15 protein-coding genes are annotated in these 17,155 nt (G+C 41.3%); 8 read left to right on the top strand and 7 right to left on the bottom strand.

What is annotated here, in order from left to right; all coding sequences use genetic code 11:
* The first annotated feature begins 37 nt into the window (after positions 1-37).
* Both B9Y69_RS06595 and B9Y69_RS06590 read left to right on the top strand, forming a co-directional pair.
* Positions 38-712, top strand: coding sequence for a hypothetical protein (locus tag B9Y69_RS06595; protein WP_085472232.1), 675 nt, complete (start codon positions 38-40; stop codon positions 710-712).
* A 121-nt stretch (positions 713-833) separates the two neighbouring features.
* Positions 834-2,525, top strand: a complete 1,692-nt coding sequence (locus tag B9Y69_RS06590; RefSeq protein WP_085472231.1) for an amino acid permease — start codon at positions 834-836, stop codon at positions 2,523-2,525.
* A gap of 137 nt (positions 2,526-2,662) precedes the next feature.
* Here B9Y69_RS06590 and B9Y69_RS06585 read toward each other — a convergent pair whose 3' ends face one another.
* Positions 2,663-4,609 carry a KUP/HAK/KT family potassium transporter gene (locus B9Y69_RS06585; RefSeq protein WP_085472230.1) on the bottom strand — a complete coding sequence of 649 codons (1,947 nt, stop codon included), beginning with the start codon at positions 4,607-4,609 and terminating at the stop codon, positions 2,663-2,665.
* 227 nt (positions 4,610-4,836) lie between these two features.
* Here B9Y69_RS06585 and B9Y69_RS06580 point away from each other — a divergent pair, with 227 nt between their 5' ends.
* Positions 4,837-5,241 carry a T9SS type A sorting domain-containing protein gene (locus B9Y69_RS06580; RefSeq protein WP_085472229.1) on the top strand — a complete coding sequence of 135 codons (405 nt, stop codon included), beginning with the start codon at positions 4,837-4,839 and terminating at the stop codon, positions 5,239-5,241.
* An 87-nt stretch (positions 5,242-5,328) separates the two neighbouring features.
* Positions 5,329-5,745, top strand: coding sequence for a copper resistance protein NlpE (locus tag B9Y69_RS06575; RefSeq protein WP_085472228.1), 417 nt, complete (start codon positions 5,329-5,331; stop codon positions 5,743-5,745).
* Between the two features lie 14 nt (positions 5,746-5,759).
* Here the strand turns inward: B9Y69_RS06575 and B9Y69_RS06570 are convergent, their stop codons facing one another.
* The 4 genes from B9Y69_RS06570 to rsmI form a co-directional block, all read right to left on the bottom strand.
* Positions 5,760-6,893, bottom strand: coding sequence for a cysteine desulfurase family protein (locus B9Y69_RS06570; protein WP_085472227.1), 1,134 nt, complete (start codon positions 6,891-6,893; stop codon positions 5,760-5,762).
* Between the two features lie 36 nt (positions 6,894-6,929).
* Positions 6,930-8,540 carry an apolipoprotein N-acyltransferase gene (gene lnt / locus B9Y69_RS06565; protein WP_085472226.1) on the bottom strand — a complete coding sequence of 537 codons (1,611 nt, stop codon included), beginning with the start codon at positions 8,538-8,540 and terminating at the stop codon, positions 6,930-6,932.
* 3 nt (positions 8,541-8,543) lie between these two features.
* Positions 8,544-9,266, bottom strand: a complete 723-nt coding sequence (locus tag B9Y69_RS06560; RefSeq protein ID WP_085472225.1) for a PH domain-containing protein — start codon at positions 9,264-9,266, stop codon at positions 8,544-8,546.
* A 70-nt stretch (positions 9,267-9,336) separates the two neighbouring features.
* Positions 9,337-10,005: a 16S rRNA (cytidine(1402)-2'-O)-methyltransferase gene (gene rsmI, locus B9Y69_RS06555; RefSeq protein ID WP_085472224.1), complete on the bottom strand. Its 669-nt coding sequence runs from the start codon at positions 10,003-10,005 to the stop codon at positions 9,337-9,339.
* Positions 10,006-10,438: 433 nt separating this feature from the next.
* On the opposite strand from rsmI, the gene serS reads away from it, so the two are divergent.
* The 4 genes from serS to B9Y69_RS06535 all read left to right on the top strand — a co-directional run bounded on the left by serS (position 10,439) and on the right by B9Y69_RS06535 (position 15,304).
* Positions 10,439-11,710 carry a serine--tRNA ligase gene (gene serS / locus B9Y69_RS06550; protein ID WP_085472223.1) on the top strand — a complete coding sequence of 424 codons (1,272 nt, stop codon included), beginning with the start codon at positions 10,439-10,441 and terminating at the stop codon, positions 11,708-11,710.
* A 217-nt stretch (positions 11,711-11,927) separates the two neighbouring features.
* Positions 11,928-13,238 carry a DUF6600 domain-containing protein gene (locus tag B9Y69_RS06545; RefSeq protein ID WP_134430602.1) on the top strand — a complete coding sequence of 437 codons (1,311 nt, stop codon included), beginning with the start codon at positions 11,928-11,930 and terminating at the stop codon, positions 13,236-13,238.
* Between the two features lie 180 nt (positions 13,239-13,418).
* On the top strand, positions 13,419-14,591 hold the full coding sequence (pncB, locus tag B9Y69_RS06540; RefSeq protein WP_085472221.1) for a nicotinate phosphoribosyltransferase: 1,173 nt from the start codon (positions 13,419-13,421) through the stop codon (positions 14,589-14,591).
* On the top strand, positions 14,591-15,304 hold the full coding sequence (locus B9Y69_RS06535; protein ID WP_085472220.1) for a class I SAM-dependent methyltransferase: 714 nt from the start codon (positions 14,591-14,593) through the stop codon (positions 15,302-15,304). The genes pncB and B9Y69_RS06535 overlap by 1 nt, the downstream gene beginning before the upstream one ends.
* On the opposite strand, the gene B9Y69_RS06530 is transcribed toward B9Y69_RS06535, so the two are convergent.
* Both B9Y69_RS06530 and B9Y69_RS06525 read right to left on the bottom strand, forming a co-directional pair.
* A complete protein-coding gene (locus B9Y69_RS06530; RefSeq protein ID WP_085472219.1) occupies positions 15,301-16,323 on the bottom strand; it encodes an asparaginase in 1,023 nt (340 codons plus the stop codon). The two genes, B9Y69_RS06535 and B9Y69_RS06530, sit on opposite strands and share 4 nt — an antisense overlap.
* 9 nt (positions 16,324-16,332) lie before the next feature.
* Complete coding sequence (locus B9Y69_RS06525) at positions 16,333-17,115, bottom strand: TatD family hydrolase (RefSeq protein ID WP_085472218.1); 783 nt, start codon at positions 17,113-17,115, stop codon at positions 16,333-16,335.
* Positions 17,116-17,155: the final 40 nt, after the last annotated feature.

The raw sequence follows: 17,155 nt of genomic DNA, 5'->3' as shown, positions 1-17,155 counted from the left end.
CTGTATCTTACGATAAATAAAAGGATAAGTTAAGCTAGTGAATTTTCTATCACATTACTATTTTGAGCGTTATACGGGACATTCGGAGCGCGTGCTAGGAGGCTTGTTGCCTGATTTATTAAAGAATGTAGATAAGGGTTATAATTTTCAGCCGCAACGTTACGAGTCCCTTTTTTTTAACAGCCCCGATACGACGCATATCTTGGAGGGTTGGTACCGGCATGTGGAGGTAGATAAATTATTTCATGGTTCTCCATATTTTTTAAATCATTGTCATGTATTGCGCAAGCTTTTGGTTCCTGTATTAGCGGGAACGCCTATTCGACCTTCTTTCATGGCGCATATTGCGGTGGAGTTGTTATTGGATCATCTATTGATTGCTGAAGATCTAGTGAATCCTTTACGTCTGTATGAGCACTTAGAGGCTGTTAAGCGTCCCGTATTACAGCGGTCGATAGAGATTTTAGAAACCGTAGATGTAGCCCGTTTTATGGTTTTCTACGATCGATTTCTGGAATCTAAATATATTGTACAATACGCTGAAATTCCTAACCTGAGTTATGCGCTTTTCAATATTTGTAAACGTATATGGGCTTTTGAAGTGGATGCCGAGCAAAGAGAGGCATTAACTATTGTTTTACGCGATTATTGTTCTCAAAATATGCACGACTTTCGAGCTGTGTTCCTTTTTGTACAGGATGGTTTAACGTAACCCATTTCTAATTCTCGGAGTCGTCGTTAACTTTTATGTTATATGTCATCGATTTATACTGTGTATGAAAGCAAATTTATCTAAGTTTGTAATACATAAGTCAAATTATTAACATAAACGTATGATGAGTAAACTTTTCAGGAAGAAGAGCGTAGACCAGATTCTTATAGATGCGCAAGAAGGATCGGGCCTATCGAAAGTGTTGGGGGTTAGAGATTTAGTTTCTTTAGGGATTGCCGCCATTGTTGGCGCAGGTATATTCAGCACCATTGGGTTGGCCAGTTTTGAGGGTGGACCTGCTATATCTTTGTTATTTGTGTTTACCGCATTTGCCTGTGTATTTACGGCGCTTGCTTATGCGCAATTTGCATCTACCGTTCCCGTTTCGGGGAGTGCGTATACGTACGCTTATGTAGCCTTCGGGGAACTTTTTGCATGGATTATTGGTTGGGCGTTAGTGCTTGAATATGCGGTTTCCAATACGGTAATCGCTATTTCTTGGTCTCAGTATTTTTGCTCGATGCTAGAAGGATTTGGCATCCATATTCCGGGATGGCTGAGCATGGCCCCGGCCTATGCGATTGAAGCTCATGATAAGTACCTCGCGGAGGGAATGTCTGCTTTATCTATCGCAGATAAAGCAGGGTTAGAGGCTTACTTATCGGCACCACGCATTGGTGATATTCCTATTATTTTTGACTTTCCCGCTGGACTTATTACGGTGCTCGTTACGTGGTTGGTATACGTGGGAATTAAGGAGTCTCAGCGCGCTAGCAATATCATGGTAATGATTAAGGTTGGGATTATTTTGGCTGTCATTATTGGGGGTGTATTCTTTATTAAACCAGAGAATTGGTCTCCTTTTGCGCCGAACGGTGTTAAAGGTGTCTTACGTTCTGTAGCCGCTGTTTTCTTTGCTTTTATCGGTTTTGATTCTATTTCAACTACGGCTGAGGAGTGTAAAAATCCACAACGTGATTTGCCTCGAGCTATGATTTGGTGTTTGATTATCTGTACGGTTCTTTATGTTGCGATTACTTTGGTTTTGACGGGGATGGTTCATTATACGGAGTTAAATGTAAAAGATCCGTTAGCCTTTGTCTTTAAGTATGTCGGTTTTGACCATATGGCTGGGATCATCTCTGTTACATCGGTTATAGCTATTACAAGTGCTTTGTTGGTTTATCAGTTAGCGCAACCTCGGATCTGGATGACGATGAGTCGAGATGGCTTATTGTCAAAGAAATTCGCACGTATCCACCCGAAATACAAGACTCCATCTTTTGCGACGATTGTAACGGGTCTTGTGGTGGCAGTACCTTCCTTATTTTTTAAGATGGACTTCTTTGTCGATCTTACCAGTGTGGGGACATTTTTTGCATTTATTTTAGTCTGTGCGGGTGTATTGTATATGGATCATTCGGGATTGTCTAAGAAATCGAAATTTAAGGTTCCCTATATCAATGGTAAATATCTAGTGGGTTTAGGTTTTGTTGCGGCTTGTTTTGTGCTGTTTTACTATGGGCAGGATGTTATTAATGAATGGAAAAGTTTAAGTGCGCTGTACATTATAGAGCATAAATCGTTAACGATCCTTTTTTGGCTTGTGTGGATTGTGCTTGCTGGTATGGCGTATAAGTTTAATTTCTCGCTATTGCCTGTGATGGGGATTTTGGTGAATTTGTATTTAATGACAGAACTGGGGGCGAGCAATTGGATTATCTTTTTAATTTGGCTGGCGATTGGATTAACGGTGTACTTTGTGTACGGTTATAAACATTCGAAATTGAACAAAAAGGTGGAAGCTAATTAAGCTTTCTCTTTGTTATAGAAAAAGCCTCTTTCATATCGAAAGAGGCTTTTTTACTTTTCTCCTAAGCGATGGTCATCCTGCGCCTGTCGAAGTGTTATCTAAGGACAGATAGCTCTGTTAAGAGGTCTCTTTTTGTGTTATTTTGTTAATCGTGTCAGTTTTACATCCGTTGTAGTTGGGATGTTTAACGGGACACGTTCTAGTGTCACAAAACTGCTGTCCAAGCCAAATCCTTTTTCTTCAGAAAGGGAGAAGCGTTTTAGTAGTTTATAGATCTCCAGGATGATTTTCTCATGCCACTTTAGGTCGTGTGTTTTAGAAATGATTTTTTCAAGAACTACAAAGTTAAAATCACCAGCTATTTTGTGCTTTTTCAATGTTTCATAGTTACTTGTGATATCTATTTCACCCTTCTGCACCATATCTTCCACTACTTTACGGAACAGTAAGCTAATGCGTTGTTCTTCGCGGAAACCGAGTTTAAAGTCGACCCGTATTAGTTTGTTCGGGATGAGTTGGTCTACGACATAATCGCGTGTGTGTGGATTATCCATCACGTCTACGTGAACCAACCAATACACGTCAGCACGCTTTGGTTTTTTATTGATAATCGAATAAATTATTTTTGATTCAATTTCGTTCTTTTTGTTGGCGCTTGTCAAGTATACGAGATGCGAGGCGTATAAAGGAACACTTTTATCTTCTGTTAATTCGGAGATAATCGGGTAGTAGTTTCGGATGTCATTGAACTTAACAAACCTATTTTTGATTTTGCGCGCCCCATACCAAGAAAACATGGCGGTGAATAAAACGGCTGCCAATAGTAATGTTAACCAACCTCCATGGTGTATTTTGGAGAGGTTACCAAAAAGAAACCCAAACTCTATTACAAAGTAAAAGGTACCAAATAAGGCGATCCAAATTTTGTGTACATGAACACGAGCCAAGAAGAAGCACATTAAGATCGTTGTGGTCAGGAATGTTAGATTGATTGCTAAACCGTATGCTGCGTCCATTTTACTGGAGTCTTTAAATACAGCGATAACTAGCATACAACCGAGATACAAAATAAGATTAATCGAAGGGACATATAGTTGTCCTTTTTGGTCACTTGGGTATCGTATAGCTACTTTAGGCCATATATTTAATCGCACGGCTTCTGATATTAAGGTATAAGACCCCGAAATCATGGCTTGACTGGCAATTACTGCCGCCATTGTTGCAATGGCAATACCATATACAATGAAACCATCGGGCATAATGGCGTAGAAAGGGTTTCTGTCGCCGAGGACACTCCCTTGATGTTCTAGGAGCCAAGCCCCTTGTCCCAAGTAGTTGAGAACCAGTGCAATTTTAACAAAGATCCAGCTTATACGTATATTTTTCTTTCCGCAGTGCCCCATATCTGAGTATAATGCCTCGGCACCTGTTGTACATAGGAAAATAGCACCGATAAGAATTAAAGCTTGTGGGTGATTTACAATTGTTTTAATGGCATAATACGGATTAAGGGCGTATAGTACTTCGGGCGAATGGTGCACATACATTGCGCCTAGGGTGGCTATTGTTGTAAACCAAATAAGCATTAAGGGGCCAAATACCCGGCCTACTATGGATGTTCCAAAGCGTTGGATCAGGAACAGCAGGCTGATAATGACGACAACAATCGGAACTGTGGGTACGGTTGGGTTATGAATGGCGATCCCTTCAATTGCTGAGGAGATCGTGATGGCCGGCGTAATCATACCGTCAGCAAGAAGTGCACTGGCACCAATAATTGCCGGAATAATCAGCCATTTGGCTTTTTTGCGTACTAAAGAATACAAGGATAGGATACCGCCTTCGCCTTTGTTGTCTGCGTTTAAAGTAATCCAAACATATTTAACTGTTGTTTGTAACGTTAATGTCCAAAAAACGCAGGACAGACTTCCAATAATTAAATCCCGATCGATAGTACCTTGGTGGAATACGGCTTTGAATACATAGAGAGGAGAGGTACCAATGTCTCCAAAAACTATCCCTAAGCTAATTAAAAGCCCCGCGAGGCTTAATTTGTGCACGTCATCGTGCTTTGTTGGTTTCATTTAGTAAAGATTATGCGAAACACCTGTGTTAAAAAGTGTGCCAATCTAGGCAAAAAAGTTTGATAACGTATAATCTTGTTAAAAATTGTTAAATGCAAAACTTTATTTCAATTATTACACTTTACTTCTATAAAAAAGAACTAGATTTGTATGAGGTGATTGGGACTTGAAGCGTGAAATTATAAAGTATTTAAACCAAACAACCTTTTTTTAGTCAGTATACCAAGATGATAAAATCGATAACTAAAGCAGCTGTATTCTTTATGCTTTGCGTTTATACGCTAGGTGCAGGGACAGTTGTTGCTCGTTCGGTCGAATCAACCCGAGGTTTTATTGATAAAAATGAACGTGCAGATGAAGCGGTTGAGAAGCTTATAAATAATGTAAAAGTTTTTTATAATCCGATCGCAGAACAAGTAACTGTAAATTTTAAGCTCGGTAAGCAAGCCAATGTTACCATTAAAGTAATGGATGCCTTAGGGAATGAGGTTTTAAATCTAATGAATGGACGTTTGGATGGCGGCATACAAAATTTATCTTTTGAAAGTAACAGTAAGCTGACTACTGGGGTTTACTTTGTTCGCGTGTCATCAGGTGCCGAAACTGTAGTAAAGCGTATCTCCGTACGCTAGTTTTATTCGGCTTTCTTTCGATATAACATTTCATTAACATTTTGTGGTATTTTTTTTGATAAGGTATAGGTATTACATGATTTTGTTATGCGCTGGATTGTCTCTATTTCTGTATTATTTGTGCTCTCGGGTTTGTTTACCGCTTGTATGAATCAACATGCGACAAGTAATACCGCAGATACAGGGAAATTTGGTAAAGTAACAGAAAGTAAGGTAATAGGTGTTTATAAAGGAGACTTACCTTGTACAGATTGTGAAGCAATCAAGACTGTGCTTACGCTGACTGAAAATAAAGAGTATGTGCTAGAGTATATTTATGTTGGAAAAAGCCAAGAGGCATTTTCTAAATCTGGCAAATGGGAGTTATCCAACACGGAACTCGATCTCTCGGACTTAGACTATAGGTATAAAGTTGAGGATAAGCAATTGCGGCAGTTGGATCTTTCGGGAAAAGAGATTGCTGGAGAGTTAGCCGATCGCTATATACTACGGCAGCTTCCTTAAAGTAGGAAAATCTCCTACTTTTCCTCACATAAATCTTTTAACGTTTTTACTGCAAAATCAATATCTTCTTTTGTATTGTATTTACTAAATGAAAAACGTACGGATGGACGACTAGCATCGCAGTTCAAGGCTTGTAGTACATGGCTTCCAATCTCAGAGCCGGAACTACATGCGCTTCCTCCGGATGCAGAAACACCTGCAATATCGAGGCTAAACAATAGCATATCTGCAATTCCGGTACAAGGAAGAGAAACGTTTAGTACGGTATATAGCGAGTTATTTGCCGTTGTTACGCCATTGAATCGTACATCAGGGATAGCTTTTTGAAGCTCTTCTTTCATGTACTCTTTTAAGGCTTGAATATGGGCATGATGCTCGGCCATTTGTTCGTAGCTAATCTCAAGGGCCTTCGCCAGACCAACGATACCATAAACATTTTCGGTCCCTCCACGCATATTCCGTTCTTGCGCTCCCCCATAAATCATAGGCTTAATTTTGTTCTTTGCATTAATATACAAGAAACCTACGCCTTTTGGTCCGTGGAATTTATGTCCTGCTCCTGTAATAAAGTCAATGTCTATATCGGTAAGGTCATGTGGATAGTGCCCCATGGTTTGTACTGTATCGGAATGAAAAACAGCATTGAATTCACGGCATATTTGGGATACATTTTTGATATCGGTCAAATTACCGATTTCATTATTGGCATGCATCAACGATACAAAAGTACGCGGGTTCTCTGCTAAGAGCTCCCGGAGGTGTGCAAGATCAACATTGCCTTCTGCATCAACACGTACTAAATTAAGCGTTATATTTCCTAATTTCTCTTGCTCTTCTAGCGTATGCAAAACTGCGTGATGCTCTACGGGAGAAGTAATTGCATGCTTGATCCCTAGATCCATAATAGAGCGTACGATAGCCATATTGTCGGCTTCTGTACCTCCGGATGTGAAGAATATTTCAGCCGGCGAGGCTTTTAACAAATGCGCTACTGTCTTACGAGCCTTTTCCACAATAGTTTTTACTTGACGGCCGTGTGCATGGATAGATGATGGATTACCATAGTTTTCCTGCATCGTTTCGGTCATCACTTTTATAACTTCAGGGTCTAAAGGTGTCGTAGCTGCATTGTCTAAATATACTTTCATGCTGCAAATTTAAGGAATGGAATTGTAAAAATAATGTTATTTCCGCTTTGGAATGATAATTAGTAACAAGGAGAATAAACTTGAAACCAACACGATATATATTAGAAGGTCACCATGTTTGGTATAGAAGGTTAGTTCCTCATTGAGATTAATTTCTTGGGTAAGCGCATCGGGTTGCCACCAGGTTGTTTTTTGTACGATATCGCCACGCTGGTTAATGAAGCCTGATATTCCGGTGTTTGCTGACCGGGCTACCCAGCGTCGGTTCTCAATAGCTCGCAACTTTGCATATTGCAGGTGTTGATCTTTTCCGGACGTATTTCCCCACCAGCCGTCATTTGTTACGATGGCAATAAACTGTGCCCCTTGTCGTGCATATTCTGCGACATAGTCGCCCCAGATCGACTCATAACAAATCACTGGTGCTGCACCGATCCCGCTGGCGGCGTAAAAAACCGAAGGCTCTTCTTGACTTCCATAACCTCCTGTGGTCCCGCCAAAGTGTGCAAATAGTGGCTTCATGAAAGCCAATGCGTCACTAAATGGCATTTGTTCGACGCCTGGTACGAGTTTAGATTTATGGTAAAATTGCAGCTTGCTGGATTGATCAACAAGGACTGCCGCATTAAAGGCATCTACATATGTATTGGCGCTCCATTTGCGTGCTGTTGGTGTTTTTTGTGCGTTATAGACGCGGTAGCTTTCAATTCCAGAAAGGACATTTCCGTTTTTGTATTTATCGAGAAAAGTTATAATTCGGCTGTAAGCGGTTTGCGATCTAAATTCATCTTCATTGATTCCTTGTTGCGCCGAGATTGCGGTTTCGGGCCAAATAAAGAACTCCGTGTTGGGTTTAGCGACTTTTTCGGATAGTGCTATCAAAGTCTTTAGCTGCTCTTCGGGTGTAATTCTACCGAATTTCTGGTACGGATCAATGTTCGGTTGCACCACCACGATTTCAGAAGGGTTGCTATGTTCTTCGAATGTGTTGTACTGAACGAGGGAAAGGACCGTTGGTATAGTAACGACGAGAAGCGTAATAATCCAAAGACGTAGATTGGGAATCGCTTCTATCTTATTCATCTTTTGCCAAATCAATAAGAAAAGGAGGATATTAACCATCCAAATCCATAGGCTACCGCCATAAACTCCCGTTATGCTATACCATTGAACAAGTTGATGGAAATTTGCGAAACCGTTTCCGAGTGTCATCCATGGGAAGGCTAGGTCCCATGATTGGTGCAAAAACTCGTAGCTCAACCAAAAAGAGACCAGCCCAACAAAACTGTATACGATTGATTTTTTCTTTCGCAGTTGATAATATAACCGAAAGGCTGTCGCCATCAATAGCGGTGCTAGGGTGAACGGGATGAGTGCGATCAGCAGCGATATATATCCTGGGAGGTAGGCGTTCATTGCATTATACACCCAGTAGATCGAAGCAGTGTTCCAAACAAACCCTGTCAGGAAGCTAAGCCAAAAAACCTGGCGTCCTTTATTGTTTTCGTGGCTACGGATCACTTGTTCGATTGCTACCAATAAAGGAACAAAGGCAACAAAGAGTACAGGTGCAGAGTAGGGCACTGGCGGCCACCCGAGCCATAGTAAAAATGCGCTCAGAAGAGCAAGTATTATTTTATTCTTCACAGATTATAGCTGAGAGAGTAAGTCAGACTTTTTGTTTTCGTATTCGGCTTGTGTGATCAGCTGACGGTCGTACAAGTTTTTGAGTTTTTTTAATTTCAGCGTTAATTCATCGTCTTCTACGATCGCTGGTTCTTCGTGGATCACTGGTTTTGGTTCGGTTGCGCTAGGCAATTCCTCTGGGGTTTGTAAATTTGTGATTTCGAAAGTTGCTTCAGCTTCTTTGTTTACGACCGTGTGATCTTGCGGTGCATGGATTTCTACTTTAGGTTCATCCTGATAAGCCGGTGTTGTAGGAATCGGTGTTACCGTTGTTTCCGTTTCTATTTTGAACGCAGGATTATTCACATTTTCTAAAGCTTCTTTTATTAGTTGATACAGTTTTCTTGCCTGTACCTTAGGGATGTAATCTACGGTAAGGTTTTCTCCTGTAAAGGGTATTACTGTTACTTTAGAGCCGAAAATCTCTTCTTTAAAGGCAATATCTTTGATGTCACTCCAAGAGAATATCTCGAAGTTCGTTGCGAGTCCCAATTTGGTAAATTCGCATAAGAAAATACGTTTGTTGCTTACCGTTATACTATCCGGTAATAGGGTCACTGCCGGTTTTTTCTGTAGGGAAATATATTGTATAAATTCACCAGAAGTAAGCATGTCCAATATTTTGTCGTGAATTTTCTCAACAACCTTTGGATCTTGTCCGTCTTGTAGAAATTTTACTATGCTCATTATTAAATCAATCTATAAGTCAAAAAATAAAAACCATTTCTTGGTTTGGGTCAGAAGCGTCGTTTTACGATTAGTCTTCTAATCCTGCTACGCAAAATACGAATTCTCCTTTAATCGGATGGCTTTCAAAATGTAATTTTAAATCCTGAAGGGAACCGCGCACTGTTTCTTCATAAAGTTTACTGAGTTCACGTGATATTGAGGCTTGTCTTTCTGCGCCAAAGTAGGTGATGAACTCGTCTATTGTTTTGAGAATACGGTGCGGTGATTCATAAAAAATCATTGTTCTTTTCTCTTCTGTAAGCTGTTTCATTCGTGTTTGTCTTCCTTTTTTTACCGGTAGGAACCCTTCGAAACAGAAACGATCATTTGGAAGTCCGGAGTTCACCAATGCGGGGACAAATGCCGTTGCACCGGGGAGGCATTGTACATCAAGTCCCTCCTTGATTACTTCGCGAACAAGTAAAAAACCGGGGTCTGAAATTGCCGGTGTACCCGCATCGGAGATTAGGGCGATATTTTGCCCTTCTTTGAGAAATTTTATGATCTCAGCTACTGCTTTATGCTCGTTGTGCTGATGGTGTGCGAACACCCTTTTCTCGATTCCGAAGTGTTTTAATAGCGGGGCACTGGTACGCGTATCTTCCGCTAAAATAAGGTCGACCTCTTTTAGTATGCGGATAGCACGGAAAGTCATATCCTCCAGATTGCCAATAGGGGTGGGTACTAAATATAACATAGTCAAAGGTAAGATTTTTTTACCTTGGATTTTTGTTAAGAAAGTTGTTTTTGATTGAGATTGTTGGCGAGGAAATGCCAATAGGAATCGCGTTTTTTACGCTTAATCTTCGAAGTTCACGAAGTCATCACCGTCGTAAGAAAGCTCCTGGAGCTCTGTGTACGTTTCAAATTCAAATAGTTCTAAATCTTTAATCATATTCTTTTTATTTATTAATACAATGATCGTCTTTATGTGTAAACTCCGTATTATTCATACATGAATTTTTTGTTAAATAAATCACTATAATCGTAAATATATAAAATAAAGATAAAATATGCAAGGTTTTGGTGTGATTATTTTATTTTTGACGGCATTTTGTTGCTGTTTTTACTAAAATACGGTATTTCAATTTCACTTCTTATCTTTGTACCTCATAATATTTATTCATTATATGTTACAGTTAAATTATATCCGGGAAAATCGGGATGCAGTAATCGAACGATTAGCTGTAAAGAATTTTAAAGATGTCGAAATCGTTGATGCCTTAATTCAGCTCGATGAGTCGCGTCGTAAAATTCAGAACGAATCTGATGCGATTGCGGCGGAAGCAAATGCTGCGGCAAAGCAGATTGGAGACTTAATGCGTCAAGGCAAGAAAGAAGAAGCTGAAGTCGTAAAGTCGCAGTCCTCCGGATATAAGGAACAAGTAAAACAATTGACAGACAAATTAGCGGAAGTAGAATTAGCTTTGCATAATAAATTGGTGCTTTTGCCTAATTTACCTCATATATCCGTGCCTGTTGGTTTTTCTGCGGATGATAATGAGGTTGTGCTGGAGCACGGTGAAATTCCAACCCTGTCAGAAGGAGCCCTGCAGCATTGGGACTTGCTTACGAAGTATGATATTGTTGATTTGGAGTTAGGCGTGAAAGTTACAGGTGCTGGTTTTCCGGTTTATAAAGGAAAAGGTGCGCGTCTGCAACGTGCTTTAATTAATTTTTTCTTGGATCAAGCTGCTGAGGCGGGATATGCAGAGGTACAGGTGCCTATTATGGTGAATGAAGCTTCAGCTTTTGCTACAGGCCAGCTACCAGACAAGGAGGGGCAGATGTATTATGTTACCGAGGATGATCTTTATTTGATTCCTACTGCGGAGGTTCCTGTCACTAATATGTATCGTGATGTGATCGTGAAAGAAGAACAGTTTCCGATTAAACATTGTGCTTACACGCCTTGTTTCCGTCGTGAGGCGGGTTCTTACGGTGCGCATGTACGTGGGTTGAACCGATTACATCAATTTGATAAAGTAGAGGCAGTTCAGATCGTTCACCCAGAAAAGTCTTATGCGGTGTTGGAAGAAATGAGCAGCTATGTTCAAGGGTTGTTGCAAAAATTAGGGTTACCTTACCGCGTATTGCGTTTGTGTGGTGGGGATATGGGATTTGCATCTTCACTGACATACGATATGGAAGTGTATAGCTCTGCGCAGGAACGTTGGTTAGAAGTTTCTTCTGTTTCTAATTTTGAAACCTACCAGTCTAATCGTTTAAAGGTTCGCTTTAAAAATGAGGAAGGTAAGATGCAGTTGGCACATACATTAAATGGATCTGCTTTGGCATTACCCCGTATTGTGGCTTCTATTTTGGAAAATAATCAAACAGAAAAGGGAATTCGTATTCCTGCAGTTTTGGTTCCTTACACCGGATTCGAATATATCGATTAAGCGGGATTTTCCGTTCATATTGCGAAAGCGGAGTGGCCTTTGGGCGACTCCGCTTTTTTTATAAGTGCCTGACAGGTCGTTGTTTTTGTGTTTTCTGTTTGGCGACGCTAAACCTTTGCACTCTTTTGATAGTCCTACTATCAAATTGCAAAACCACTGGTGTATGGTGACAGACAATAGGGGATGCAGAAAAATAAAAAGTGTAAATATTGGGCATATGAAAAGTAGAAAGACATCCGCATTTATTGTCGCGTTAGTAGCCATTTTACTAGGGTTTTTGGCGCCTAAGCATGGAGTAGCACAGCCTTTTGAGCGCGTTTCCTTTGACTTGTTTTACGATGAGCTTTCTCCGTACGGTTATTGGGAGCAGGATCCACAGTACGGTGATATTTGGTTTCCTCGTACTAATCGTGATTTTCGTCCGTATGGTACGAATGGTTATTGGGTGATGACGGAATATGGTAATACATGGGTTTCTAATTACGATTGGGGTTGGGCACCATTTCATTACGGCCGTTGGGTATATACCCGATACAATGGTTGGGGTTGGATTCCCGGATACGAGTGGGGACCTGCTTGGGTAGATTGGCGCACAGGTGGCGGTTACTACGGATGGGCACCAATGGGACCTTCTTTGCATGTATCGGTATCGGTTGGTTTGCCTATTGACTTGTGGATCTTTATGCCTTCGAGACGTATCTATGAACGGAATATGCCCCGCTATTGGAGCTATGGGCATAGAAATGTGTATAACAGAACTACGATAATTAATAACACGTATATTGTAAATAATCATCATTACTATGGCGGGCCTAGCCACCGCGATGTTGAACGTAGCATAGGACGTCGTGTAGATGTGCGTACAGTTCGATCGTCGAATTCGCGGACAGGTACACGGGTAGATGACCGTTCGGTTTCGATTTATAGACCGGATCGTAGTGCTACACGGGGTACATCTTCTTCACGCGGAGATGACCGTACATCGACACGTGATAACAGGATCGATAACTCTTCGCGTGTAGGAACGCGTACGGGAACAAGTTCACGCGGTGATGGTCGTGAAGGAACGGTGTCTCGCGAATCGGGACGTAGCGGAAGTACGGTAGGTACACGAGAGTCTTCTCGCGGTAATTCTTCCATATCAAGAACGGAAGGCGGTCGTTCGGACCGTAGTAACACAAACGTTGAACGTCGAACTACGCCGGAGCGTGGAACAAGCACCGATATGCGATCTGGTTCTACCCCTAACAATTCCGGTAGAGCGTCATCTGGCCGGGAAGCAATGCCATCCAATCGGGAAGCTACACCGAGACAACAACCTAGTCGGGAACAACCTACTAGGGAGCGTTCTAGTCGTGGGGAGGGGGCTCCTTCTAGACAATCAACGGGTAGTAGTGAACGTGTTTTCCAAGCGAGCCAACGGAGTACAAGCGCACCTGCTGTGGAGCGTAGTACAAGCTCTAGAGGGCAGTCTGAAGGTCGCTCTGCCAGTAGAGGAGAGCGTTCTGGCGAACGAGGAAGTAGATAAAGGTTTACTGTAAAAAAAATGCGCCCCTGTGTGTCGCCTGCTACTAGGCGACACACAGGGGCTTTTCTTTTATTTAGGTTTTTTGTACAACTTGATACTGAGTGTTTTTAGGATTATTACTTGTTTTGCCCTAACAATTTCATAACTTCATCTGTTATTTTTAGGAATAAAGGTATAAAGATGGCAAAACTAACGTCTATTTTAGATAATGATTTCTATAAGTTTACCATGCAGTATGCAGTGGTTAAATTATTTCCGAAGGCTCGTGCCCGGTATGCATTTATAAATCGGGGAAAACACAAGTTTCCCCCTGGTTTTGATCATAAATTAAAGGAGGCGATTGCCGAGATGGCGGGTTTGAAATTATCGAAACAAGAGAAGGTTTTCTTTGCCGCTAAGTGTCCCTATATAGATCCTACTTACTTTGATTTTCTAGAAGGCTATCGGTACGACCCGGAGGAGGTTCATATTGTTCAAGAAGGGGAAGACCTAACGGTACGTATCGAAGGCTATTGGTATCGTACGATTTTATGGGAAGTGCCTATCATGTCTTTGATCTGTGAGCTTTTTTATGAATTTACTGAACAAGAACGGATTGATGATGATGCGGTACGACAGATTGTGCAAGATAAAATGGTAAAGTACGACAAACTGAATATTACCATCGCCGATTTTGGTACGCGTCGTCGTCATTCCTACGCGGTGCACGATTTGGTTATTGAAACCCTAAAGGCAAATCTTTCGAAAACATTTATTGGGACGAGCAATGTACACTTTGCGATGAAATACCAAACCACGCCTATTGGCACGCATGCACATGAATGGTTTATGTTTCATGCGGCTAAGTATGGGTACAAAATGGCAAACCTTCTGGGTTTGGAACATTGGTCTGACGTGTATCGTGGGGACCTTGGTATTGCACTTTCGGATACCTATACGACAGCGGTGTTTTTTAAGCAGTTCGATAAGAAGCTCACCAAGCTTTTTGACGGTGTTCGACATGATAGTGGTGATCCTGTTGAGTTTGCCCAATTAACGATTGATCACTACAAAAGTAAGGGGATTGACCCGAGATCGAAGGAGATTATTTTTTCTGACGGATTAGATTACGATAAAGTAGAAACCATTGTTCGGTTCTGCGAAGGTAAGATTGGTCATTCCTTTGGTATCGGTACCGACTTTACGAATGATGTGGGTTTACCACGTATGAATATCGTGCTAAAGATGGTGGAGGCTAAGCCTGAAGATAGTGCTTGGACGCCTGTAATTAAACTATCGGATGAACCCAATAAACATACCGGTGAACAGGATGAGATAACGATTGCAAAAAAGATTCTTAATATAAACGATTAATGGAGAGAGATGTGTATGGCGAAGCGCTGTACGATTATTTAGCGCTCGGTGAGCTGGGTGAGCCCTTGCTTTTACATAGTAGCTATGGGGATATTGAAGAGATGCCTGTTGAGGTTTTTTACCGTGATGCCGATGATTTTCCTGAATTAGAGCATATTGCATTGGCACTGTGCGATGGTAAGGTGTTGGATGTCGGTGCTGGTGTTGGTAGTCACGCACTCTTTTTACAAGAAAAGGGATTTGATGTAACGGCTTTAGAGATATCTGCGACGGCATGCGATATTATGGCAAAACGGGGGGTGCAGCATTTGCTTCACGAAGACTTCTTTGAACTAAAAGAACAACGGTACGATACGTTACTCTTTTTGATGAATGGGATAGGTTTGGCCGGATCCGTAGAAGGCTTTAGAGATCTACTGCGGTACAGTAAAAATTTATTAACGGAAAGAGGCCAGTTGATTTTCGATTCTTCCGATATATCGTATCTCTATGAAGAGTACCGTATTGCTAAACCTAGCCATTACCTGGGGCAGATAAAATATCAATATGAGTATAAAGGGCATAAGGGGAAACCATTTGATTGGCTTTATATTGATCAAACGGAGTTGATACGTATTGCTCGGGAGGAGAATTGGGTGGTACAGATTCTCTTTGAGGATGAGAATGATCAGTATTTGGTACGTATGGAACCGAGAAAACCGGTTAACGACTAGTCGTTAACCGTAAGTTCTCCTCGAATATCTTTTTCAATCCAATAGGCCACAGATGCTTGGTCTTCGAAGTGGCCTTGTAAGTACATCAGTTTGGTTACAGCGGCCTCAAAAGTCATATCGTATCCATTCAATACGCCGAGTACCTTTAGTCCTTGGGAAGTCTCGTAGCGCCCCAGCTCTACAGATCCAACTTTGCATTGGGAGATATCTAGAATGTTTTTTCCGTTACGGATTGCTTCACCGATAAGGTTTAGGAACCACTCGTCGGTCATCGTATTTCCGGAGCCGAATGTTTCCATAATGATACTTCGTGCATTAGAATTCAAGATTGCTTTGATCGTCTCGGGGTCTATGCCAGGGAAGAGTTTAAGCACGGCCACTTTGTTGTCTATTTTGGTGTGCATAATAAACTCTTTATCTGTATTGTCCAAAAGGGCTTCGCGGTTGTAGTTTATATAGATTCCTGCTTCTGCCAAAACCGGATAATTTGGTGAACGAAAGGCTTCAAATTTGGCTGAATTGTATTTAAAAGAGCGGTTGCCTCGGAATAACTTATTATCAAAAAGGACACATACCTCTTGAATAATAGATTTACCATTTTCTTTGGCAGATGCTATTTCTAATGCGGTCATAATATTCTCCCGGGCATCTGTTCGTATTTCTCCGATTGGAAGTTGTGACCCTGATAGGATGACGGGTTTTTGTAGTCCTTCCAACATAAAGCTGAGGATCGAAGCGGAAAAGGACATAGTATCTGAACCATGTAGAATTACAAAACCATCGTAATGGTCATAGTTATCTTTGATAATTTGTGCCATTTCTACCCATATCGAAGGCTTCATGTTTGAGGAGTCGATGATTGGGTTGAAGGAATGTACGGTAAGTTTGTAATTAAGGCGAGCTAGGTCTGGCAAATTACGTGCGATCAGCTCGAAGTCAAAAGGTACAAATGTGCCTGTTTCGGGATCCTGAACCATCCCGATCGTACCTCCTGTGTAAACAATAAATATATTCTGCATCGTTTGTTGTTAAATTCCAAAAATACGTTTCGCATTTTCGGTGGTAATTGTAGCTAGGGTCTCGATCGTTACTTCCTGTAGATCGGCGACTTTCTCGGCTACATGGTATAGGTAGCTGCTTTCGTTTTCTTTTCCTCGAAATGGGGTAGGTGCCAGGTAAGGTGCATCTGTTTCCAAAACGATATGTTTTAAATCAACTTGTTTAACTACTTGATCCAAGCCTGAATTTTTGTATGTCACTACGCCTCCGATACCGAGTGCAAATCCCAGGTCAATTGCCTGTTTAGCCTGCTCCAGCGTTCCTGTAAAGCAATGGAGGATGCCGAAGAGTTTGTCATCTTTCAGTTCTTCGAGTAAGACGAACAATTCATCAAATGCTGCTCTACAATGTATGTCTATGGGTAAGTTCAATGACTTGGCCCATGCTACTTGTGTCCGAAAGGCATCTTTTTGTATTTCGAGTGTTGTCTTGTCCCAATATAGATCTAAACCAATTTCACCAATCGCATATATTTTATGTTCTGCAATAGCTTTTTCTATGTTAGCCAATTCTTCCTTGTAATTTTCTTTTACGGAGCAAGGGTGTAGGCCGAGCATGGGGAAACAATGTGTTGGATATGCATGAACGGTATCCATTACCAAGGGTATTGACTCCGTATCGACATTTGGGAGGAACAGTTTCTGGATGTTCCGATCAAAGCAACGGTCCATCTGTTCCTTTAGCTTTTCTGTGCCGGCATGGTAGTAGATGTGCGTATGTGTGTCGGTAAGTATGTAGGGTTTAGAATGCATATATGCTTGATAATCGGCCTAAATTTAGGCTTTTCGTATT

The organism is Sphingobacterium psychroaquaticum, assembly GCF_900177625.1.
GTDB classification, from domain to species: domain Bacteria; phylum Bacteroidota; class Bacteroidia; order Sphingobacteriales; family Sphingobacteriaceae; genus Sphingobacterium; species Sphingobacterium psychroaquaticum.
The sequence above is the reverse complement of the archived record's forward strand: the minus strand, read 5'-3'. Positions and strand labels throughout refer to the sequence as shown.

Coding starts and splice junctions, on each gene's coding strand:
- B9Y69_RS06560 (WP_085472225.1), bottom strand. CDS start 9,266: ATGAGCATAGTAAAATTTCTACAAGACGGACAAGATCCAAAGGTTGTT.
- B9Y69_RS06545 (WP_134430602.1), top strand. CDS start 11,928: ATGAAAAGTAGAAAGACATCCGCATTTATTGTCGCGTTAGTAGCCATT.
- B9Y69_RS06590 (WP_085472231.1), top strand. CDS start 834: ATGATGAGTAAACTTTTCAGGAAGAAGAGCGTAGACCAGATTCTTATA.
- pncB (WP_085472221.1), top strand. CDS start 13,419: ATGGCAAAACTAACGTCTATTTTAGATAATGATTTCTATAAGTTTACC.
- B9Y69_RS06580 (WP_085472229.1), top strand. CDS start 4,837: ATGATAAAATCGATAACTAAAGCAGCTGTATTCTTTATGCTTTGCGTT.
- serS (WP_085472223.1), top strand. CDS start 10,439: ATGTTACAGTTAAATTATATCCGGGAAAATCGGGATGCAGTAATCGAA.
- B9Y69_RS06575 (WP_085472228.1), top strand. CDS start 5,329: ATGCGCTGGATTGTCTCTATTTCTGTATTATTTGTGCTCTCGGGTTTG.
- B9Y69_RS06570 (WP_085472227.1), bottom strand. CDS start 6,893: ATGAAAGTATATTTAGACAATGCAGCTACGACACCTTTAGACCCTGAA.
- B9Y69_RS06530 (WP_085472219.1), bottom strand. CDS start 16,323: ATGCAGAATATATTTATTGTTTACACAGGAGGTACGATCGGGATGGTT.
- rsmI (WP_085472224.1), bottom strand. CDS start 10,005: ATGTTATATTTAGTACCCACCCCTATTGGCAATCTGGAGGATATGACT.
- B9Y69_RS06525 (WP_085472218.1), bottom strand. CDS start 17,115: ATGCATTCTAAACCCTACATACTTACCGACACACATACGCACATCTAC.
- B9Y69_RS06535 (WP_085472220.1), top strand. CDS start 14,591: ATGGAGAGAGATGTGTATGGCGAAGCGCTGTACGATTATTTAGCGCTC.
- B9Y69_RS06585 (WP_085472230.1), bottom strand. CDS start 4,609: ATGAAACCAACAAAGCACGATGACGTGCACAAATTAAGCCTCGCGGGG.